This window comes from Paenarthrobacter sp. TE3676, assembly GCF_056279165.1.
In genome coordinates this window covers 751177-773561 of sequence record NZ_JBWBQU010000001.1, presented here as the reverse complement: position 1 = coordinate 773561, position 22385 = coordinate 751177, and the positions used below count along the sequence as shown (strand labels likewise).

Below are 22385 nucleotides of genomic sequence, written 5' to 3'. Positions count from 1 at the left end.
TTCGTGCCGCTGGCATGATGGAATCCGAGCCCACGGAATTTGGATGAAGTGAACAAAAGGAGCACGAATGGGAACGCTGGATAACAAGACCGCCATCGTCACGGGGTCTTCCCGGGGAATCGGCGCCGAAGTTGCCAAGATCCTCGCTGGTGAGGGTGCCGCCGTCGTCGTCAACTACCGTCAGAAGGCGCCGCGAGCCAACAAGGTAGTGGCAGAGATCCAGGCAGCAGGCGGACGCGCGGCTGCTGTAGGGGCAGACCTCACCACTGACGAAGGCGTGCACGCACTGGCAAGCACCGCCATGGAGGAGTTCGGTTCCCTCGATGTCTTGGTACTTAACGCCTCCGGCGGCATGGAATCGGGCATGGAAGAGGGGTACGCACTCAAGCTGAACCGCGATGCCCAGGTGAATGTGCTTAACGCAGCTGTTCCGCTCATGCCCGAGGGTTCGCGCGTGGTTTTCGTCACCAGCCATCAGGCGCACTTTGTGGAAACCGTGCCCACCATGCCCGAGTACGAGCCCGTTGCCAAGAGCAAGCGTGCCGGTGAGGACGCCCTGCGCGCCCTCCTGCCCAACCTTGCGGACAAGGGCATCTCACTTGTGGTCGTATCCGGCGACATGATCGAAGGCACCGTGACTGCCACCTTGCTGGATCGCTCCAACCCGGGAGCCATTGAAGCCCGTCGAGCGGAAGCCGGCAAGCTGTACTCCGTGGAGGAGTTCGCGGCCGAGGTTGCAAAGATGGTGACCGCCGATGTGGAATCCGGCCATACCGAATACGTGGGTGGTGCAGACTACTTCGGTAAGACTGCCGAATAGCCCGCACAGCAAATTATCGGCGGCCCGGGACCAACGTCCCGGGCCGCTGCTGTTTAACAGCCGCTCCTCTCTGCAAATAACAGTTCCATAAATTATTCAGCATTTCGCGTCACGAAATAGCAATTTTTGTTTCGCAACTTTAGCTTTGCATTAAACGAACTTATCTGATTAACTCTCCAAAGCGCCCTCGTCCTTGTTTGTAAGCAGGCCGCATGAACCCGGTTGGCGGCTCTATGCCAACTCGCGCACTCAGACATCAAGTGGAAACTTCGCGGTTGACTCACAGGGGCGGCCATTGTCCCTTTGTTTAGGAGCTTTCTTTGGACCTGTTATTGCACGCTGATGATATTCATGCCTCGTACGATCATCGGCGCATCCTTAAAGGCGTCGGACTTTCCGTACAACGTGGCGAGATACTGGGGTTGATCGGCACCAACGGTGCGGGAAAAACCACGCTAATGGGCGTACTGGCCGGATCCCATAGGCACGACACCGGAATGATGACGCTGGCCGGAGAAAAGTATGTGCCGGACTCCATAGAGGAAGCGCAGGCCTGCGGGGTTGGTCTCATCCCGCAGAACTTCCGGATCGATCCCCAACTAACCATTGCAAGGGCCATTTTCCGGGGTACTTTCCAAGCAGATAAGCCTCATCACGAACTCCGGGATCAAGCAGGAAAGTTAATACGCGACATCGGCATCAACTTGGATCCCGACATGAAGGTCGGAACGCTGATTCGTGCTGAGCAGGCCCTTGTGGAAGTGCTGCGGATGGTTGCCGAAGAAGCCCAGTTGGTCATCATGGACGAGGTCGCCGCTTCGCTGCCGGACCATGATGTCGCTGTCCTGCATCAGGTGTTGCGAATGCTGGTCCGGCAAGGTCGCGCAATCATCTACATCACGCATCGACTGGATGAGGTCCGATCCATTGCACACCGTATAGCCGTCCTCCGGGAAGGCCGGGTGCACAAAATACTTGAAGCCAGTCATACCGACGTCGACGAATTGGCCTTTCTGTTGCTTCAGCAGGAACTCGAAGACGGCACCAGGCCTACTGACCCGGCAACGGGTGAAGAGGCACTGCGGGTGGTGAACCTCAGCATGGAAGACAAGGTTCGGGAGGTCACCTTCAATGTATCCAAAGGCGAGATTTTTGGCTTGGTCGGAACTCATCGGTCAGGTGTCTACGAGTTGGTCGAAGCGCTGGCGGGAGTTCACCCCAGCACCTCGGGACACATCCTTTTGCACGGTCAACCGGTTCAGATCCGAGGGGTCCAGGATGCCTCCCGCTTAAAAATCGGCTACTTGTCCGATGCCGCGGAGAATGGTGAGGAGACGGGCAGCATCGTGGACGGCCTTCAGCCTGTGCCGGAAGCAGGGGAGGCAACTCTACGGGACGAGATTTCCCAGCTCCGTGGTGTAACTGAGGTCATTCGACGCATGCGCATCAGCACGACGAACATCCACGGCAACATCGCCACCCTCTCCGGCGGGGACAGGCAGAAGATTCAACTCGCCAAATGGATCGGCTCGGACTGCGATGTGCTGATCCTTAGCCATCCCAGCCGTGGCATCGACATTGGCGCCAAGGAGACGGTCTACAAGATGCTGAGCGAGCTCAGCCAAACAGGGGTTGCCATTATCCTCTTGTCTTCCGACTTGTCCGAACTGATCGGCTGGTGCCACCGGGTGGGCGTGATGCGGGACGGCGAACTTGTGACTATCGAGGCCAATGCCAACACCAATGAGGATGTTTTGGTACACCACATGCTGGGTGTGAAGTTTGAATCCGGTGGCGGCGACGCACGCCGTGTGAGAAATTGACGCTGTTTCTTCCTTCTGCGAAAGAACGATCCGACGTGCAAGACAACGAAAGGGGACGGTGACGCGTGCGCCACCGTCCCCTTCGTCTCCCGCCGGAAATCAGATGGTGATGTCCTTGGCAAGGTTTTTGAGCTTGTGCCTGGCCAGTGCCAGGTTCGCGTACGTGCGATCGAGTACGAGGTAGACGAAGAGGCCCCTGGAACCGCTTGAGTTCAGGACGTTGATCAGGTGGTACTGGGTCCCGAGCGTGATGAGGATGTCTTCAATGTCGCTGTCAACGCTTAGCTCAGCCATGGTGCGCAGTTTGGCGCTCACCACATTTGAGTTCCCCGCAGCAGCAACGCCGAGGTCGAAGCCCGGGTTTCCACCTTGGGCCAAGGCCATTCCACTGGAATAGTCCACCACGGCCGCGCCAGTGGCTCCTTCGATAGCCAGTAGTTGCTTTATGGACTCATCAAGTGTGCTCATATCGGGTTGTTCCTGTTCTGTTGTGTCATCGGCAGTGCCCGTGAAGTTGGTAGTTCGGGTGACGTTGACGTCGTTGTGATTCGCCTGCAAAAACTCGTGGAGGGGTGTTAAACGCTCATCCGGAATTTTGTCATCAGGTTCCCTCGATTCGAATACGTAGTCGCGTTTCCACCACTTCCACGTGCGCTCCGAACGGTTCACTTCCTGCCCCCGCACTTTCCTCGTTCCAGCCTGCCGCCTGCTTTGCGGAGATATAGATGGAAGTCTTCACTTTACACAACAACTAATGCTCCAAAGCACAAGATTTACGCATTAAACGAAAAGTGCTGTTGATTACGAACAAGAATGACAGTTTGATAAATAGTTGCTTTTTCTGCGTCACGAAATTGGTTTTGCTGTTTCGCTCCGAATGCTTCTTTTCGACTGTCGCACTTCTCCTGCAAGCGTGCCTCTCCGGGCAAACTAAAGCACCGGTGGAGAAACTCCACCGGTGCCAGGTCAGGGTAATGCGAAACGGCGTCGCGCAAGCGACGTCCAGCCTTCAGACGTTGGCGATATGCCGCACTGCGTCAAGATACGGCATGGTGATGACAGCGTCGGCCACTGCGCGCACTGCTGGTTTGGCGTTGAAGGCGACGCCGAGGCCGGCCGCACTCAGCATGTCCAGGTCGTTGGCGCCGTCGCCCACCGCTATGGTGTGCTCAATACTGATGCCTTCCGCGGCCGCCCACTCACGCAAGTACTTCTCTTTGGCAGCCCGATCGATGACTGAGCCGAGAACCTTACCGGTCAACACGCCGTCGACGATCTCGAGCTCATTGGCAATCCAATAGTCCAAGCCAAGCTCTTCAGCAATGGGCCCCAAAATCTGGTTGAATCCTCCGGAAACAACAGCCACCACATGCCCCGCCTCCTTGAATGCGGCCACCAGTTCAGCCGCACCAAGGCTTAGGCGCACCTCTTGGCGAACAGCATTAACGACGGCGGCAGGAAGTCCGGCAAGGACGGCAACGCGGGCATGCAAGCTCTGGGCGAAGTCCAATTCACCGCGCATGGCAGCCTCTGTGACGGCAGCGACTTCCTCCCGTTTGCCGGCGTGCGCTGCCAGCAGCTCAATGACCTCCTGCTGGATCAGGGTTGAATCCACATCCATGATCAGGAACTTCCGGGGGGCTTGGCGCAGGCTCCCGGAAACAATGGCTGTATCCACTCCTGCCTCGGCAGCTTCGGCCACCAGCCGCCTCACTGTCAAAAGGCCCGCTTCCGTGTCGGCGTCCACCACAAGATCGGCCGTGTGCACACCGAAGCGCTCGTCGCCGCCCTGTGATTCCGACGACACTGAGGCTCCGGCGTCAGCCAGAACTTTGAGCACATTTTCCAGTGATTCGGGGGACAAGTTCACGCCGTAGCTGACTGCAGCCAAGTTCGAAGTCATGGCCTCAATCCTACTGAGGGCGCTACATCCATCCGAATTCGTTTCCCCTCGTAAACCAGGAGATACCCCGGTTATCAGTCACACCTACTTTTGTCCTAGTGTCTACTGCTATGAGTGATGTTCTGGAATTGGCTTCCGTCAGCGTTGTCCGAGGCAAGAAGACCCTGCTGGACAAGGTCGACTGGGAAGTCAACGAAGGCGAACGCTGGGTCATCCTGGGACCGAACGGCGCGGGCAAGACCACCCTGCTCCAGATAGCTGCCGCCCGCATGCACCCAAGCAGCGGCAAGGCCGGGATCCTGGACGAAACCTTGGGGCGCGTTGATGTTTTTGAACTCCGTCCCCGCATCGGCCTTTCTTCGGCAGCACTCGCTACCCAGATTCCAGAACACGAGAACGTCCTGAACGTCGTGGTCACGGCAGCTTATGGAGTTACCGGTCGTTGGCGTGAGGGATACGAACGCGACGACGAACGCCGCGCCTTCGGCTTGCTCAATGACTGGGGGATGGGTCCGTTGTTGAACCGCACCTTTGCCACCCTGTCCGAGGGGGAGCGCAAACGCGTCCAAATTGCCCGTGCGCTGATGACCGACCCTGAACTGCTACTGCTGGACGAGCCTGCCGCAGGCCTTGACCTCGGCGGGCGTGAAGAACTGGTCCACAAGCTCGGTAAGCTCGCCAGCGACGAAGCCGCTCCGGCGATGGTCCTTGTCACTCATCACCTTGAGGAAGTACCGCCTGGATTCACGCACGCCATGCTGCTTCGCGAAGGCGGAGTGGTGGCTGCTGGTCCCATCAAGGAAGTACTTACGGACGAACACCTCAGCAAAACCTTCGGCTTGGCGCTGGACGTTTCGGAAAACGCCGGCCGCTACACGGCCACGGCCCGCCGCTAGCCCGGTCGCGTAGTCAACAATGGAGATCCTTAGCAGCATTCTGGTCTTTTTCGCGGGCCTGTGGGCCGGCACCATCAACGCGGTAGTCGGTTCCGGCACGCTGGTAACCTTCCCCGTGCTCATAGCCCTCGGCGTCACACCGGTGGTCGCTTCCATGAGCAACGCGATGGGACTCGTGGCCGGCACGGCCGCGGGTGCCTGGGGCTACCGACGCGAACTGGCAGGCCGTGGCAGGCAGCTGATGAAACTCCTGCCGGCCTCCTTGCTCGGTGGAATCACCGGCGCGTGGCTGCTGCTGCACCTGCCGGAGAAGGTCTTCCACTACGTAGCCCCCGTCCTTCTGGTCCTTGCCCTCCTCATGGTGGTGTTCCAGCCCAAACTGCAGGCATGGGTCCGCAGCAGGGAAGAGAATCCGGAACATGCCATCCGAGACCGCAGCCACGGATTCCTGCTGGTGGTCCTTGTGTACTTGGCGGGTGTGTATGGCGGCTACTTCGTCGCTGCGCAGGGAATTCTCCTGGTAGGCATCCTCGGGGTATTCCTCAGCGGAACCATGCAAAATGCCAATGCCATGAAGAACATCCTGGTACTGGGCGTCAACATGGTGGCGGCAATCTCTTACCTGATCTTCGCCTTCGACCGCATCAACTGGCTGGTTGTCCTACTCATCGCAGTCAGCTCCACCATTGGCGGACTCGTCGGTTCCAAGGTAGGCCGGAAGCTGTCTCCCAAGGTCCTCCGGGCAGTGATCTTCACCCTCGGCATCGTGGCCTTGGGCTTCATGGTCGCCAACCTGCTGAAATAATCACCCGGTGACATTCCATTATCTTGAGTCCGCCAACGATCCCCGCGTCACGGACTACACCACGCTCACCGATGTACACCTGAGGAAGCTGCGAGAGCCCCGGGAGGGCATGTACATCGCCGAATCCTCCAAGGTCCTCCGCAGGGCACTCGCTGCAGGCCACCAGCCACGTTCCTTCTTCCTTGCTGAGAAGTGGCTGGAGGACCTCGACGACGTCTTCCGGGCTCATCCTGATGTTCCGGTCTTCATTGGCAAGGCCTCCTTGCTGGAAGAAATCACGGGGTTCCACCTGCACCGCGGAGCCATGGCTGCAATGCACCGGCCGGCTCCCGTCCCGTTGTCGGACCTCTTGGCCAACGCGCAGCGGATCGCCGTCCTGGAGGACATCGTGGACCATACCAACGTGGGTGCCATCTTCCGCTCTGCCGCTGCACTTGGAGTGGACGCGGTCCTCGTGTCGCCACGGTGCGGGGACCCGCTGTACAGGCGCAGTGTTCGCGTCAGTATGGGCACGGTGTTCCAGGTTCCATGGGCGCGCCTGGAGAGCTGGCCGGGCGACCTGGCGCAACTGAAGGAACAGGGCTTCACAGTGGCGGCCATGGAGCTGACCGATGATGCCTTGGACCTGGACGATCTCGCGGCACGGAACATCCCCAAACTGGCTCTGGTTCTTGGAACCGAAGGGGCAGGCATGAGCCTGGAGACGTTGACCGCCGTCGATCTCGCCGTCAAGATTCCCATGCGTGCAGGCGTCGATTCACTCAACGTCGCCGCGGCCTCGGCAGTGGCGTTTTGGGAACTCCGTCCACGCGATTGAGCGCAGTTCGTACGGAATGGCCGTTTCGGCTATGATTGGTTGTTGGCCCGGCCGCTGGAATGTTCGCATTGCAGCAAAGGTCCACCTCCATTCATACCTGGCAGCTGGCAAAATCCAGTTGCGCGAACAAAAGGTCCCATTATGAAGTCTGATATCCACCCGAAGTACGAAGCTGTTGTTTTCAACGACCTGGCTTCCGGTACACAGTTCCTGACCAAGTCCACCGTGTCTTCCTCGAAGACCATCGAGTGGGAAGACGGAAACACCTACCCGGTTATCGACGTCGAAATCTCTTCGGAGTCCCACCCGTTCTACACGGGCAAGCAGCGCATCATGGACTCCGCTGGCCGCGTCGAGCGCTTCAACGCTCGCTTCAAGGGCTTCGGCGGCAAGAAGTAACCCACTTCACCCCAAGGCTTTTCGAGGCCCGTATTGCTGGATTTCCGGCAATGCGGGCCTTTGTGTTTTCCGGCAAGATGGACACCATGACTACCCACCCGGCTCAGGAACCGCACACCCACGACGACGACGCGCGACTTCACGGCGAATATAAAGTCCCCGGCGGCAAACTTGTGGTGGTGGACCTGGAAGTGGCCAATGGCCGGTTTTCCAACGTATCCCTGAGCGGCGACTTTTTCCTGGAGCCCGACGAAGCCCTTGAGGACATCAATCGGGCACTCACCGGCCTCCAGGAGAATTCAACAGCGGCAGACATCGCCGCAGCCGTCAATGCCGGATTGCCCCCGGAGGCCGTACTGTTCGGGTTCTCCGCAGAGGCGGTGGCTGTAACCGTCCGCCGTGCGCTCTCCAAGGCGACGGGCTGGGCGGACCACCAATGGGAAGTCATTCCACCTTCGGTACTGCCCACGCAGGTGAACGTGGCGTTGGATGAGGTCCTCACGGAGGCAGTGGGAGCAGGGCGGCGCAATCCCACCTTGCGGTTCTGGGATTGGGAAGAGCCGTCCGTTGTCATTGGCAGTTTCCAGTCGGTACGAAACGAGGTGGATCCGGACGGCGTCTCCAAGCACGGCATCACGGTGGTGCGCCGCATCAGTGGTGGCGGTGCCATGTTCATGGAAGCAGGCAACTGCATCACCTATTCGCTCTACCTCCCGCAGACGCTGGTGGATGGAATCAGCTTCGCTGACTCGTACGCATTCCTGGATGCCTGGGTCATGGCCGCGCTCGAGAAGCTGGGCATTACCGCCTTCTACGTGCCCCTCAATGACATTGCCACCGATCAGGGCAAGATCGGTGGTGCAGCACAAAAGCGGCTCGCAAGTGGCGGTATGCTCCATCACGTCACCATGAGCTACGACATTGACGCGGACAAGATGGTGGAGGTCCTGCGCATCGGCAAGGAGAAACTCTCTGACAAGGGAACCCGGAGTGCCAAGAAGCGCGTGGACCCGTTGCGGCGCCAGACAGGCCTTGCGCGCTCGGCAATCCTCCAGGCCATGCAGGACGTCTTCACAGAACGTTACGGCGCTGTGGAAACCCGGCTTACGGACAACGAACTCGCCGAAGCAAGGCGGCGCGTGGACGCGAAGTTCGGCACCGGGGAATGGTTGAACCGGGTTCCCTAGGTTCTTTCCGGTCGGCTGTCCTTCGCGGTCAGCCGGCCGCTTGCGCCGTCAACGCCCGCAACAGGTGGCTCCGTTGCTCGATGATGATGCGGCGCAGGGCGCGGGGAGCTCCATCGTGGTCACGAAGCCAATGGTCGGCACGCACCAGTACCGGGTGATCAGCAGGCCGCACGCCTTCTGGCAGGTCCTGGGCTCCGGGGAAGAGGCCACGGACAATCCGGCCCGCGATTTCAATACTGCGTTCGGACCAAACACGCTCAAGGCACTCGAAGTAGGGCTCGACGTAGCGTTCCAGTAGGTCTCCGGGAGCCGTAACAAAGCCGGCGATCGTGGCACTGAGGATCTCGTTGGAAAGGCCTGTGCTGTTGACCGCGGAATCCCAGGCAGCTGCCTTGACTGATGCGTCCGGTCGGGCCGCTGAGGCAAGGGCATGCCCCTCCCTGCCCGATGCTGTCTTATCAGCCTCAAGCTCGTGGTCCAGTTCGGCCAGGGTCGCTTGCCCGTGGGCCGCCAGCGCCTGCCAGAGGCTCCATCGTAGTTCGGCGTCCACGGCAAGGCCCTCCACCACGGTGCTGCCCTCCAGGACTCCCCGAACGAGGGTCAGCTGGCTGTCACCATGCCTGGAGACGTCGGCCAAGGTCCTGGCCCAGGCCAGCTGGGAGTCTGAGCCGGGAGCAGCAGCCATCAACTGCTCAGCAGCCACCGCCAGGAACTCTTTTCGCACGGCTTCGCGAGTCTCCGAGGCTACATAACGCTCGATGGCGCTGGCAGCATTGCCCAACACGTTCAGCAGGACACCTATGCCCGTTTCGGAAGTCGCGAACTGCTCGACGGCGGACACGTAGCGGGCCGCTGGGGTAACTCCGTCCCGGGCCGAATCCCAGAGCGCGGTCCAGCAGAGGGCGCGGGCCATGGGATCCGAAATCTTATCCAGGGAGGTCCGCACTGTGTGTTCGGACTCGGGGTCCAGCCGCACTTTGACGTAGCTCAGGTCGTCATCATTGACCAGCAGCAGCGCTGGCCGGCGCTTTCCGTTCAGAGCAGTCACCAGCGTGCTTGGGCCGGCGACGTCCACGTCGATGCTTTCAGTCCTCACCAAGGCACCAGTGGAGTCGGTGTCATACAAGCCCAACCGCATGCGGTGCGGACGGAGCTCCTGGTGGCCGGTCAGGGGATCGATGGCCTCTTGTTGGAGGGTGACGGCGCCGAGGACCCCATCGTCTTCCACGATCTCAGCGGCAACAGTGGAGATGCCCGATGTCTGCAACCATTGGCGTGCCCAGTCGGCGAGATCCCTGCCCGAGGCAACGCTGAGCGCCTGAAGGAGGTCCTGAAGGGATGTATTGGCAAATTCGTGATCCCGAAAATACTGACGGGACCCCGCAATGAAAGCATCAAAGCCAACATAGGCGACCAACTGTTTCAAAACAGAGGCGCCCTTGGCATAGGTGATGCCGTCAAAGTTCTGCTTGGCGGCCTCGAGGTCAGGAATGTCCGCGACGATCGGGTGCGTTGTGGGCAGTTGGTCCTGCACATAAGCCCAGGCTTTACGCTTGCTGGCGAAATTCACCCATGCAGTGTCCCAATCCGTAGCCCGGTCTACACCCAGGGTTCCCATGTAGTCCGCGAATGACTCCTTGAGCCAGAGATCATCCCACCAGTTCATGGTCACGAGGTCGCCGAACCACATGTGGGCCATCTCGTGCATCAGCGTATTGGATCGGGCTTGATACTGGGCATCCGTAGCGCGGGAAGCGTAGACGTACTTCTCCGTGAACGTCACCAGCCCGGGATTCTCCATGGCTCCGAGGTTGTATTCAGGCACAAACGCCTGATCATACTTGCCCCATGGGTAGGGGTAGGCGAAAAGCTCGTTGAAGAATGCCAGTCCACTCTTGGTCAGCCGGAACAACTCGCCGGCGTCGAATGAGCCTGCCAAGGAGGCCCGGCAGAAAAGTGCCAGCGGGACGTCAAGGCGGGTGCCGTCGTCGAGCTTTGCTCCCCAGTGATCTTCGGCCTTGAAGTAAGGGCCGGCGAGCACAGTAGTGATGTAAGTGGACATTCGCTTGGTGGTGGCGAAATCCCATTGCGCGGCACGAGGATCGCCCGGCACAGGCGTGCGGGCTTCTTCCACTCCGTTGGAGGCGACTTCCCAGGCAGCGGGAGCGATCACGTGGAACGTAAATTCAGCTTTGAGGTCGGGCTGCTCGAAATTGGCGAAGACGCGGCGGCTGTCCGCCGGTTCATATTGCGTGTAGAGATAGCATTCACCATCGGCGGGATCCACAAAGCGGTGCATGCCCTCCCCGGAGCGGCTGTAGAGCGCCGTCCCGGTCACAGTCACCATGTTTTCGGCTTCGAGACCTTCCAGGATGATCCTGTCGCGGTCCACCACTGATCCAACGTCGAGCGACCGGCCGTTCAACACCACGGAATCCACGCCGCCGCTGATGAAATCCAGGAAAGTGGCGGTGCCGGAGTCCGCTGAGAAGGTGATGGTACTGGTGCTCGCGTATCCGGCGACGGCAGGATCTGCTGCGTCGCGGACATCGAGGGTGACGTCGTAGCTGTGGGTGGTGATCAGGGCTGAACGGGTAGCGGCTTCATCGCGCGACAGATTGTGATTCGACACACAGCTATCTAATCATGATCCACGCGGCCCCCAGGCCCAACGATGCGATGAGGAGCCAGGACCCCAAGGCCACCAGAATTGCTCGCCCTCCCGTGTGAATCAGGGTGCGGACCCGCACCGCCGAACCAAGCCCGAACAGCGCCGTCGCCAAGAGGATGTCCTGAATAGCCGCCGCGATCTCCAGTCCCGCCGCCGGTGCCCAACCCAAGGATCGGAGGGCCACCATGGACAGGAAGCCGATGACGAACAGCGGAACAATCGGCGGGAACCGTCCGTCAACGCCGTTGGCGGCGCCACCCGTCCCGTTGCTGCGTTCCCTCACTTGGAGAATCCGCTGGTGGACCCCGGCTGCTGCTGCAACAGGCGCCAGCAGGACCACCCGGGTCAATTTCACGACGACGGCGATCGCCAGCGCCGAGGTACCTGCGGTTTGTGCCGTGGCCACCACCTGGCCGACGTCGTGCACTGATGCGCCGGTCCAGGCCCCGAACTGTTCGGGATTAAGGTTCAACGGGTGCATGAGAAGTGGGAGTACACCAATGGCAAGGGTTCCGCACAGTGTCACCAGCGCTACGGGGAGCACGGTGTCTTGATGCTTGATACGGCGCACAGCTGCCATTGCGCCAATCGCGGAGGCTCCGCAGATGGAAAAGCCCGTGGCGATAAGGAGGGCGGCTTCTCCGGGGAGGCGCAGCAGACGCGCCAGCCCATAAGTTCCCGCGAAGCTCACCAGGACAACACCTGCGATCAGCAGTAGGGATAACCAACCCAGGCCAAGGACGTCGCCGATGCTGACCTTGAGGCCCAAAAGCACGATGCCGGCACGCATGAGGTGCTTTCCAGCGAAGTCCAGGCCTGGCCGGGCGCGCCCCGCGGTCAACACGGCAGTGCCCGGTATATTGGCTGAAAGCAGGCCCAAGGCAACAGCAAGTGTCATGGCCGGAACCACCGGAAAGACAGTGTGGATGGCGAAGGCAAGACCCGTTGCGACGATGCTCAGGACCAACCCGGGCCCCAGCCGGGACAACTGGGGCGCAAGACTGTTGAAGGGCATGCCTCAACCCTGCCGGATGGGGACACGGAAGGCGAACCGGGAGTGCCCGGAAACGGCCACACAACCAGCGCGAAATGCGCTCGACTCAAAAAGGTGATTACCTGAATCCCATGTCTGACCTATTTCAGGATTACTCCGAGGCCGCCGCGCGCAGCGGTGCCTATGACGAGATGTTTGCCCAGGGCCACGTTGCCAGAAGATCCTATGGTCAGGTTTCCGGGGCTCTCCGCGAGCTTTCCCTGGCGGATGTCACCGCCCGGGCGGATTCCATGGCCCGAACTTTCCTGGACCGCGGCGTGACGTTCGACTACGCGGGGGAGGAGCGGCCATTTCCCCTGGACATTGTCCCGCGCGTCATTCCCGCCGACGAGTGGGATGTACTGGAGCGCGGCGTTGCCCAGCGCGTCAAAGCCCTTGAAGCATTCCTGAACGATGTCTATGGGCGGATGGCCGTAGTCACCGATGGCGTGATTCCGCGGCAGCTTGTGACCACCAGTGCACATTTCCACCGCGCGGTCCACGGTTTCGAGCCCTCAGGTGGTGTTCGTGTCCATGTTTCGGGCATTGACGTCGTCCGGGATGCAGCTGGAACCTTCCGCGTGCTGGAAGACAACGTCCGCGTACCTTCGGGTGTCAGCTACGTTTTGGAGAACCGCCGGGCCATGGCCAAGGGTTTGCCTGAGGCTTTCGGCCAGCAGCACATCCGGCCTGTGGAGGAGTACCCCCGCCGACTCCTCTCTGCACTGCGCAAGACCGCTCCCTCAGGCGTGGACGATCCCACCGTTGTTGTCCTGACGCCGGGCGTCTTCAACAGCGCTTACTTTGAACACACCCTCCTTGCAGGGCTTATGGGCGTGGAGTTGGTGGAAGGCCGGGACCTCATCTGCCGTGGCAACCGCGTGTACATGCGAACCACAGCGGGTGAACAGCGCGTGGATGTCATCTACAAACGCATCGATGACGACTTCCTGGATCCACTGCAGTTCCGTTCGGACTCCATGCTCGGCTGCCCGGGATTGGTCAACGCCGCCCGCGCCGGGGGAGTGACCATCGCCAACGCTGTGGGCAACGGCGTAGCCGACGACAAGCTCGTGTACAGTTACGTGCCTGACCTCATCCGGTACTACCTCCACGAAGAGCCGATCATCGCCAACGTCGACACTTTCCGGCTTGAGGAAAAGGAAGCCCGGGAGCATGTTCTGGACCGCCTCGACGAGCTGGTGGTCAAGCCCGTGGACGGGTCGGGTGGTAAGGGATTGGTCATCGGGCCGGACGCCACGAAGGACGAACTCGACGCCCTGCGCAAACGGGTCATCGCCGATCCCCGTGGATGGATCGCACAGCCGGTCCTGCAGCTCTCCACGGTGCCGACACTCTCCGGAGACAAGTTCGGCCCCCGCCACGTGGACCTGCGTCCTTTCGCAGTCAACGACGGCGACGACGTCTGGGTCCTGCCCGGAGGCCTCACCCGGGTGGCGCTCAAGGAAGGGTCCTTGATAGTGAACTCCAGCCAAGGCGGCGGTTCCAAGGACACATGGGTTTTGGCCGATTCCCCGCAACTGCCGGCCGAAGTGATTCCACGCCAATCCGTGACGGTCCGCGAGCAAGTATCCGTGTGGCCGGTTGAAAGCAACTGGCGGGACCGCCAAACGGAGCAGCAGCAGTGAACACGCTCCACCAACACTTAAACTTCGACATGCACCACGCGAAGGAGGCAGTTCCATGCTGAGCCGCATTGCTGAGTCACTCTTCTGGATTGGACGCTACGTAGAGCGCGCCGACGGTACTTCCAGGATTTTGGATGTGCACCTTGAGCGCCTGAACCACCTGCCCCTGGAGGAACAGCGCAGCGTCGCCCGGGAGCTCCTCGCCGTGATGGGAGCGAAGCCGCAAAGCGAAGACTTCGGCCTTCCCGAGCTCCTGCACGCCCTGGCCTATGACAAGCACAGCGCGTCATCCATAGCAGGTTCATTGGGTGCAGCCCGCGAGAATGCCCGACGGGCGCGCGAAACTGTCTCCCAGTCCCTCTGGGAAAGCCTCAACACCACGTATTACGGCCTCAACCAACACCGCAAGGACGTTGTGGGAACCTACCGTTTCTGCAACTGGGTTTTGGAGCGGACCGCCATGGTCCGCGGTCTCGCGGACACTACGGTCAGCCACGACGAGAGCTGGTTGTTCATGGTGCTCGGCCGCTCCTTGGAAAGGGCCGATATGACTGCCCGCATGTTGTCCACACGCGACGTTCAGTCCGCTGGAATGTCGTGGGTCAACATGCTGCGGTGTGCGGGAGCTTATGAGTCCTTCATCCGTACCCGCAGGGCAGCGTTCGGGGACCAGCACGCGGCGGAGTTCCTGCTGTTGGACCGGTTGTTCCCGCGCTCGATTGTCTATGCGTTGCGCGATGCCGACGAGTGCCTCGCCAAGCTGGATCCGTCGGCGCAGCGCGTGGGATTCATCAACGACGCCCGCCGAATTGTGGGCCAGGCCCGAACCTTCCTTGAGTTCCACCGCACAGACGACCTCATGTCCGAACTGCCTGAACACATGGAACGTGTGCAGAAGGCCGTGACGCAGGCCTCGGACGCAATTTCCCGTAAGTACTTCAATCAGGCTGATGAGCACGCCTGGGTGGGAGAAGTTTCATGACCCGGCTGAGCATCGTTCACAAGACTGCCTATAAGTACAATCGCCGCGTGACCTTGTCCTACAACGAGGCCCGGATGACTCCGCTGACTGACGGTCAGCAAGTTGTCCTCGAGGCCTCGCTGAAGGTCTCACCCAACCAAGCCTCTGTCAGTAACTACCGTGATTACTGGGGAACGCGGGTCACTGCGTTCGATATGCAGATGCCACATGAGAGCCTTGAGGTCCTTGCGACGGCCACCGTTGAAGTGCACCGCACCGAACGGGTGGCAACCGAGGACGACATTGTGGGATGGGACGTCATAGCTTCGGAGAAGGTCCAGGACGAATTCAGCGACTGGTTGCCCCAATCCCGGCTCAGCGGGCCTGGTGAGGAAGTCCTGGAGATCATCCCGGATATCGTCAAGGGAAAGAACCCCCACGAGGCGGCAATGGCAGTCTTTGCGTGGATGGCCGGCGAGATGACCTACATGAAGGGCACCACGGGGGTCACCACGAATGCCGAACAGGCGTGGTCCCAGCGTCAGGGAGTATGCCAGGACCTGGCCCACCTGGCCATCGGCGCCTTGCGCTGCAGTGGCATTCCTGCCCGTTACGTTTCGGGATACATCCACCCCCGCTCCTCGGCGGACATCGGCGAAACTGTTGCCGGACAATCCCACGCCTGGCTGGAATGGTGGGATGGCGAATGGCGAAGCTGGGACCCCACCAACCACAAGCCGGCAGGTGACTACCATGTCACAGTGGCTCGAGGCCGCGACTATCGCGATGTTCCCCCGCTGAAGGGAATACTGTCCGGTGGAGGCGGCTCGGGGCTCTCCGTTTCAGTGGAGATCACCCGCCTCGCATAAGTATTTTGTACAGATAAGGCCCTTAAGAGTAGATCTTAAGGGCCTTATCTGTACTCAAACTTTCTACCAGGGGGAGGGCTTGTAGTCCTTGAGGAAGACACCGTACTGGTCCTCGCCCTTTTCGCCCATCACAATGGGGTCGTAGACACGCGCGGCGCCGTCCACCAAGTCCAACGGAGCATGGAATCCTTCTTCCATGAGCCGGACTTTGGTGTAGTGCGGCCGTTCGTCAGTGATCCATCCGGTATCAACTGCGGTCATGAGAATGCCATCGGCATCCAGCATTTCCTGTGCGCTGGTCCGGGTCATCATATTAAGCGCGGCCTTGGCCATGTTGGTGTGGGGGTGTCCGGGGCCCTTGTAGGCACGGGAGAACTGCCCTTCCATGGCTGAGACGTTGACAATGTACTTCCTGTGGGCCGTGGATCGCTTCATGGCATCGCGAAGGCGGCTTACCAGCAGGAAGGGTGCCGTGACGTTGCAGAGCTGAACTTCGAGCATCTCCAATGGATCCACCTCGTCCACCACCTGGGTCCAGCTGTTGATGGACGCGAGGTCCGGAACCAAGCCACCGGCGTCGATCGCCGTTCCTGACTCAATACGCTCCAATGATGCAGAGCCGGTGGAGAGCGCCAGCGAGGTGATCGCGTCGCCCGCCAGGACCGGGTGCTCGGTGACGCTGCTGGCGAGGGCAAGCGGGTGCTTGTCATGCGCATGACCAAAGGTCACCAGCTCGGGGCCACCGTTGGCAGCTTCAAGGGCCGCAGGCAGTGGCTCGTCCTCTGCGTCGACCAAGGGCTTGTAAGCGTTGCCGGAGCGCCGGACGGTCTGAGCTGCGTTGTTGATGATGATGTCCAACGGGCCGGCCTCGTTGAGCGAGTCGGTCAAGGCCATGACTTGTGCCGGGTCACGGAGGTCTATGCCAACAATCCTGAGCCGGTGGAGCCACTCTCCGCTGTCTTCCATGGCAGCAAAGCGCCGCGCGGCGTCCTTGGGGAAACGGGTAGTGATGGTGGTGTGGGCGCCATCCCTGAGCAGGCGCAACGCAATGTACATGCCGATCTTGGCGCGTCCGCCGGTCAGCAATGCCCTGCGTCCCGTGAGGTCCGTGCGCGCATCGCGCTTGCTGTGGCTGAAGGCCGCGCATTCAGGGCAGAGTTGGTGGTAGAAGGCGTCAACCTGCGTGTAGTGCTTCTTGCAGATATAGCAGGGACGCGACCGGATGAGGTGCCCGGCGATCTCGCCAGTGGCTGAAGGCTCCAGCTTGTTGCCGCGGGTTTCGTCGTCAATGCGATCCGGCGCGGCGGTAGCCGTCAGAGCGAGGACAGCCCGGTCAGCCTCGGCGATGGAGTCGCGTTTGGTGACACGGCGGTGGCGTTTGACGGCTTTGAACATCTTGCCGGTGGCACGGCGGACAGCAACGTAGTCCGGGTGCTCTTCGTCGTAGACGTGGATCGTGGTCAGAACCTTGAGGCAGGCCTGGATCTCTTCAGGCGTCAGATCGGTGGAGCTCATTGACCTGATTTTACAGCCTTGGGAGCCTGAGGCCTGCCTCGGGTTCTGCCATCGTCAGCCGGGTACGTTCGGGCTAATGTGAGGCACCCTGGGCCGCGGCGTCGGCCACGCGTGACTGGATGCCCGCCGCTACCTTTTCGGCGGAGTCACGGATGTCGGGATCATCATGGGTGGCCGCCTTGACAGCTTCCGGCAGCCCACGGCGATGTTGCGCCGAAAGCGCCAGCTCTGCCTCGCCGGGCTCCGGAACAACCTGGCCCTTCGCAAGCACGGTAATGCCCGACTCAGTGACCTTGTAGCCCCGCGCCTTATCCAAGGCAGGGTCCAAACCGATGGCCGCGCCGGCGGGGACCTTGACGTTCTTGTCAAGGATTGCCCGCTTGATCACGGCACCTTCGCCGACACGGACCTTATCCATCAACACAGAGTCCTGGACACGGCTGCCGGCCGCCACATAGGCGTCGTTGGAGATTACGGACCCTTCAACGATGCCACCGGAAACCACCACGCCGCTGGCAACGATGGAATCGAGGGCCGTTCCGACCGTGTTGTTCTCGCCACGGACAAACTTTGCAGGGGGCGAGATGCTCTGGCGGGTGTAGATCGGCCACTCGGAGTTGTAGAGGTTGAAGATCGGCACGGGGGAGATGAGGTCCATGTGTGCGTCGTAGAACGAGTCGATGGTACCGACGTCGCGCCAGTAGGTCCGGTCGCGCTCGGTGGCGCCTGGGATGTCGTTGAGCGTGAAGTCGTACACGCCGGCTTCGCCCTGGTCCACAAAGTAGGGAATGATGTCCCCGCCCATATCGTGTTTGGTATCAAGTCTTTCCGCGTCCACGTGCAAGGCTTCAACGAGGGCGTCCGCATTAAAGACGTAGTTGCCCATGGAGGCGAGGAACTGCGTGGGGTCGGCTGCCAGTCCGGGGGTGCTGGCCGGCTTTTCCACGAAGGCCGCAATTTTTTGGGGATCGTTCTGGTCTACCTCGATCACACCGAACTGGTTGGCCATGTTCAGTGGCTGCCGCACTGCAGCAACTGTCGCTTTGGCCCCGCTGGCAATGTGCTGCTCCACCATTTGGGAGAAGTCCATGCGGTACACGTGATCAGCGCCGACCACTACCACGATGTCCGGGGCGTCGTCATGGATGAGGTTCAGCGATTGATAAATTGCGTTGGCACTGCCAAGGAACCAGCTCTTGCCCACGCGCTGCTGCGCCGGAACAGAAGCCACATAGCGGCCCAGTTGCGTGGACATACGCCAGGTTTCAGAGATGTGCCGGTCAAGGCTGTGCGATTTGTACTGCGTCAGCACGACGATTTTCAAATATCCCGAATTAACGAGATTGGATAGTGCAAAGTCAATTAACCTGTAGCCGCCTGCGAACGGAACCGCGGGCTTGGCCCGATCCGCCGTCAGCGGCATGAGTCGGTTGCCTTCTCCGCCTGCCAATACGATTGCCAAAACTTTCTTCAACGCCATGGTCACAGCTCCCCGTACGTCTTCGTATCCCCCAAAAGTCCGATTTTCCGGACTCTTTCACACTAGAACACATACGCCGGAACGACTACGTTGGTTAGCGTGCGAATAGACATTGTGACTAAAGAATTCCCTCCGGAAATTTATGGCGGTGCCGGTGTCCACGTTGCCGAGCTCAGCCGGGTGCTGGCAAAGCACGTCGACCTTCATGTCAGGGCGTTCGGCGCGCCCCGTGATGCCGACTATCATGGGGCTTCCGTGGCGTCCTACGCCACGCCCGAAGACCTCGGCGAAGCCAACGCCGCCATCCAGACCCTCGGCGTGGACCTGAGGATAGTTCCGGACATTGCGGGAGCGGACGTTGTCCACTCGCACACCTGGTACGCCAACATGGCCGGCCACCTCGCGTCGCTGCTGCACGGCATTCCGCACGTGCTCAGCGCCCACAGCCTGGAGCCCCTGCGTCCATGGAAGGCCGAGCAGCTTGGGGGCGGCTATGCCCTGTCCTCCTGGGTGGAGAAGACAGCGTACGAGGCAGCCGCCGCTATCATTGCCGTCTCCGATGGCATGCGTCAGGACATCCTCCGCAGCTACCCCAACGTGGATCCGGACAAGGTTCGCGTGGTCCACAACGGCATCGATGTCTCCCTATGGGAGCGTGATGAAGAGGATGATGCGATCCGCGCGCTTGGTATCGATCCCGCCAAGCCCAGCGTGGTCTTCGTGGGCCGCAACACCCGCCAGAAGGGTGTGCCGTACCTGCTCCGTGCCGCGTCAAGCCTGCCCGAAGATGTCCAATTGGTGCTGTGCCTCGGGGCTGCGGACACTCCCGAACTTGCCGCTGAAACTGCACGCCTTATTGAGGAACTGCAGGCAAAGCGGGAGGGTGTCATCCTCATCGAGCGGATGCTGCCCCGGAAGGAGCTTATCCAGGTCCTCAGCCATGCCACCGCGTTTGCCTGCCCCTCGATTTACGAGCCCCTGGGCATCGTGAACCTCGAAGCCATGGCCTGTGGTGCCGCAGTGGTGGCCAGTGCCACAGGCGGCATTCCGGAAGTGGTCCGGCATGGCGAAACCGGGCTCCTCGTCCAACTGGAGCAGGTCACTGACGGGACCGGGACGCCGTTGGATCCCGGGAAGTTCGTCAGCGACTTCGCTGCAGCCCTGAACGAGGTAGTGGCCGATCCTGCGCGCGCCCGTGAGATGGGCATTGCTGGACGACGCCGTGCGGAAGAACACTTCTCCTGGGAGTCCATCACCGAAACAACCCTTGAGGTCTACCGATCAGTCCTGCGCTAGATCCCTAGCCTCCCGGTAGCAGGCCAAACCACGACGGCGCCGCCCCCTTTTGGTGGGGACGGCGCCGTCGAGGTTTTCAAGAGTTCCGCAATTGTTCACCGCGTGGCAGCGAACTCCTGCTAACGGGCCTTGGATGCCTTCAGCGCCAGGAGCGTTTTCTCGTCCGCGGGGGCGTTGCCGTTGGCCCGCAGCTCGCGGAAGTGCTCGCGCGCCTCATCCTGCCGGACGGCTTCTGCGCCGGTAGCGATGGAGGCGCGAAGATGCTCCGGGCCGTAGCCGAAGGCGTCCACGAGGTCTACGGCGTGGGGACGGATCTTGACCAGGAGCCGGTTGATGTAGGTGCCCACGGTGCGGCCACGCTGCATCGAGAGCCTTCCGTTCATCAGGTACCAGGAGAGATGCTTCTCGATCAGGGACAAGCCGAACAGGTCCCGCAGCCAGGTCAAGACGCGCTTGGTTCCCTCATCCGATACATGGGTGAGGGCCTCTGTGAAGGCCTCCCACTGAAGAAGTTCCGCATGGGCCTGGGCCGCTTCGATGAGTTCGTGTTGGTGCTGGTTGAACAGGGCTGCGGCCTGGTGCTGTGGAAGCTTGTTGGCTCCCTTCAGTGCAGCACCGACGTCGGCGACCATTGACTGAACGCGGTCAGCCAAGAGCGTGCGCTGGCCTTCCTCGTCCCGCAATGCCAAAGCCGCCTTCTGGACCGAGCCGGTATCAGCCACGAACTGGGCAACCTGCCGGAGGCCCGTCCGGTGCAGAGCCACACCGGCGGCCTGATCAACTACATAACGGGCAAGAACACCAAAATCGGCGCTCCGGAATTCCTTGGCGTAGTCAGCCAGGAGCCGCTTGGCTACCAGCTGCAGCAGCACGGTGTTATCACCTTCAAACGTGACATACACGTCGAGGTCCGCACGCAAGGAGGCAAAGCGGTTCTCGATCAGGAAGCCGGCTCCGCCACACGCTTCGCGGCACTCCTGCAAAGTGTCCAAGGCATGCCAGGTGCTAAGGGGCTTGAGCGCGGCCGCCAGCGTTTCCAGGTCCTGTCGGTCGGCATCTGTATCGTGTGCGCCGGAGAAGACGTCGTCGAATTTCTGCAGGAGCTGTTCGTGGGCGAAGCTGGCCGCGTAAGTGGTGGCCAAGCGGGTGAACAACCGGCGCTGGTGCCGCTGATAGTCCAGCAGGACCTCTTCATCGGTGCTGGACGAAGCATTGAACTGCCGACGCTCGGTGGCGTACTGAATAGCTGTCTTGAGGGCCACCTTGCTCGCGGCCACAGCGGCTCCGTCGAGGGAAACACGGCCTTGGACCAGAGTGCCGAGCATGGTGAAGAAGCGGCGTCCCGGGCTCTCAATGGTGGAGGAGTACGTGCCGTCCTGAGCGACGTCGCCGTAGCGGTTCAGGAGGTTGGTCCGGGGAATGCGTACGTCCGTGAAGTGCAATCGGCCGTTGTCAATGCCGTTCAGTCCACCCTTGATGCCGTCATCTTCACCGCCGATGCCCGGGAGAAATTCCTTGGTGACAGGATCGCGGAGTTCCACATAGAAGGCGTGGACGCCGTGATTGACGTTCTTGGTGATCAGCTGGGCGAACACCACGGCGGCCAGGCCGTCGTTGGCTGCATTGCCAATGTAGTCCTTCCATGCCGCACGGAAGGGTGTGGTGATGACGAATTCCTGGCTCGCTTCGTCGTACGTAGCCGTGGTGGCAATGCTGGCGACGTCGGAGCCGTGGCCGGTTTCCGTCATGGCAAAGCAGCCCGGGATCTCCAGGCTCATGATGCCGGGGAGCCACTTGTCCTGATGTTCCGCCGTGCCGAGGTGCATGACAGCGGAGCCGAAGAGGCCCCACTGGACGCCGGCCTTGATCTGAAGGGAGGGGTCGGCTGTAACGATCTCTTCGAAACCGGCGATGTTGCCGCCGTGATCGTCGGAGCCGCCCAGCCTGGTTGGGAAGGCGCGGTGGACGGTGTTGTTATCCACCAGGAACTTCAACTGCTCAAACACCCGTGCACGATGCTCGGTGTGGTGCAGGCCCTCGATCTTTTGCACCACTGGATTGCCTGCCACCTTGCGGGCTTCGTGGCGGATATGGGCCCATTTTCCGAGGAGCTGCTCCCCGAGGGCGGCGACGTCGACCACCGGGTCTGCGCCAGAGGCAGCCTCTTTGCGGCCGGCGGGTTGCTGGGCGGATGAGGCCCGATCCACTACTTCAGTCATGTTGCTTCCTTCTTTGGTTCCGACAACTGATGAGTCATTGCT

Annotated in this window: 18 protein-coding genes; 11 read left to right on the top strand and 7 right to left on the bottom strand. The window is 60.9% G+C overall.

Annotated elements, in window-relative coordinates:
- The first annotated feature begins 67 nt into the window (after positions 1–67).
- Together ACZ881_RS03725 and ACZ881_RS03720 are read left to right on the top strand one after the other, a co-directional pair.
- Positions 68–820 carry an SDR family oxidoreductase gene (locus ACZ881_RS03725; RefSeq protein WP_091470674.1) on the top strand — a complete coding sequence of 251 codons (753 nt, stop codon included), beginning with the start codon at positions 68–70 and terminating at the stop codon, positions 818–820.
- Between the two features lie 332 nt (positions 821–1152).
- A complete protein-coding gene (locus tag ACZ881_RS03720; RefSeq protein ID WP_476112596.1) occupies positions 1153–2643 on the top strand; it encodes an ATP-binding cassette domain-containing protein in 1491 nt (496 codons plus the stop codon).
- Positions 2644–2742: 99 nt separating this feature from the next.
- On the opposite strand, the gene ACZ881_RS03715 is transcribed toward ACZ881_RS03720, so the two are convergent.
- Together ACZ881_RS03715 and serB are read right to left on the bottom strand one after the other, a co-directional pair.
- Positions 2743–3312: a roadblock/LC7 domain-containing protein gene (locus tag ACZ881_RS03715; RefSeq protein WP_476112594.1), complete on the bottom strand. Its 570-nt coding sequence runs from the start codon at positions 3310–3312 to the stop codon at positions 2743–2745.
- Between the two features lie 340 nt (positions 3313–3652).
- Positions 3653–4546, bottom strand: a complete 894-nt coding sequence (serB, locus tag ACZ881_RS03710) for a phosphoserine phosphatase SerB (protein WP_476112592.1) — start codon at positions 4544–4546, stop codon at positions 3653–3655.
- Between the two features lie 110 nt (positions 4547–4656).
- Here serB and ACZ881_RS03705 point away from each other — a divergent pair, with 110 nt between their 5' ends.
- From ACZ881_RS03705 to ACZ881_RS03685, 5 genes are all read left to right on the top strand, one after another.
- Entirely contained in the window at positions 4657–5442 is a 786-nt protein-coding gene (locus ACZ881_RS03705; protein ID WP_091470679.1) for an ABC transporter ATP-binding protein, read from the top strand.
- A 19-nt stretch (positions 5443–5461) separates the two neighbouring features.
- Positions 5462–6247: a sulfite exporter TauE/SafE family protein gene (locus ACZ881_RS03700; protein ID WP_091470680.1), complete on the top strand. Its 786-nt coding sequence runs from the start codon at positions 5462–5464 to the stop codon at positions 6245–6247.
- Between the two features lie 7 nt (positions 6248–6254).
- The gene (locus ACZ881_RS03695) at positions 6255–7064 is read left to right on the top strand and encodes a TrmH family RNA methyltransferase (RefSeq protein WP_420178099.1); all 810 of its coding nucleotides are present in this window, start codon (positions 6255–6257) and stop codon (positions 7062–7064) included.
- Between the two features lie 141 nt (positions 7065–7205).
- Entirely contained in the window at positions 7206–7463 is a 258-nt protein-coding gene (locus ACZ881_RS03690; RefSeq protein WP_017200906.1) for a type B 50S ribosomal protein L31, read from the top strand.
- Positions 7464–7549: 86 nt separating this feature from the next.
- Positions 7550–8650: a lipoate--protein ligase family protein gene (locus ACZ881_RS03685; protein WP_243836888.1), complete on the top strand. Its 1101-nt coding sequence runs from the start codon at positions 7550–7552 to the stop codon at positions 8648–8650.
- Positions 8651–8678: 28 nt separating this feature from the next.
- On the opposite strand, the gene pepN is transcribed toward ACZ881_RS03685, so the two are convergent.
- Positions 8679–11282, bottom strand: coding sequence for an aminopeptidase N (gene pepN / locus ACZ881_RS03680; RefSeq protein WP_476112591.1), 2604 nt, complete (start codon positions 11280–11282; stop codon positions 8679–8681).
- A 4-nt stretch (positions 11283–11286) separates the two neighbouring features.
- Complete coding sequence (locus tag ACZ881_RS03675; protein ID WP_476112590.1) at positions 11287–12336, bottom strand: YeiH family protein; 1050 nt, start codon at positions 12334–12336, stop codon at positions 11287–11289.
- Between the two features lie 110 nt (positions 12337–12446).
- On the opposite strand from ACZ881_RS03675, the gene ACZ881_RS03670 reads away from it, so the two are divergent.
- From ACZ881_RS03670 to ACZ881_RS03660, 3 genes are read left to right on the top strand one after another with little or no spacing between them, the layout of a single operon-like run.
- On the top strand, positions 12447–14003 hold the full coding sequence (locus ACZ881_RS03670) for a circularly permuted type 2 ATP-grasp protein (RefSeq protein WP_091470688.1): 1557 nt from the start codon (positions 12447–12449) through the stop codon (positions 14001–14003).
- Between the two features lie 55 nt (positions 14004–14058).
- Positions 14059–14985 carry an alpha-E domain-containing protein gene (locus ACZ881_RS03665; protein ID WP_014921898.1) on the top strand — a complete coding sequence of 309 codons (927 nt, stop codon included), beginning with the start codon at positions 14059–14061 and terminating at the stop codon, positions 14983–14985.
- Positions 14982–15833, top strand: a complete 852-nt coding sequence (locus ACZ881_RS03660; RefSeq protein ID WP_091470691.1) for a transglutaminase family protein — start codon at positions 14982–14984, stop codon at positions 15831–15833. Before ACZ881_RS03665 ends, ACZ881_RS03660 begins: the two co-directional genes overlap by 4 nt.
- A 63-nt stretch (positions 15834–15896) precedes the next feature.
- Here the strand turns inward: ACZ881_RS03660 and ACZ881_RS03655 are convergent, their stop codons facing one another.
- Positions 15897–17348: an SDR family NAD(P)-dependent oxidoreductase gene (locus ACZ881_RS03655; protein ID WP_091470692.1), complete on the bottom strand. Its 1452-nt coding sequence runs from the start codon at positions 17346–17348 to the stop codon at positions 15897–15899.
- A 73-nt stretch (positions 17349–17421) separates the two neighbouring features.
- Positions 17422–18834: a glucose-1-phosphate adenylyltransferase gene (gene glgC / locus ACZ881_RS03650; RefSeq protein ID WP_208295846.1), complete on the bottom strand. Its 1413-nt coding sequence runs from the start codon at positions 18832–18834 to the stop codon at positions 17422–17424.
- Positions 18835–18927: 93 nt separating this feature from the next.
- Between glgC and glgA the strand changes: the two genes are divergently transcribed.
- On the top strand, positions 18928–20124 hold the full coding sequence (gene glgA / locus ACZ881_RS03645) for a glycogen synthase (protein ID WP_476112586.1): 1197 nt from the start codon (positions 18928–18930) through the stop codon (positions 20122–20124).
- 119 nt (positions 20125–20243) lie between these two features.
- Here the strand turns inward: glgA and ACZ881_RS03640 are convergent, their stop codons facing one another.
- A complete protein-coding gene (locus ACZ881_RS03640) occupies positions 20244–22343 on the bottom strand; it encodes an acyl-CoA dehydrogenase family protein (protein ID WP_364305135.1) in 2100 nt (699 codons plus the stop codon).
- Positions 22344–22385 lie beyond the last annotated feature (42 nt).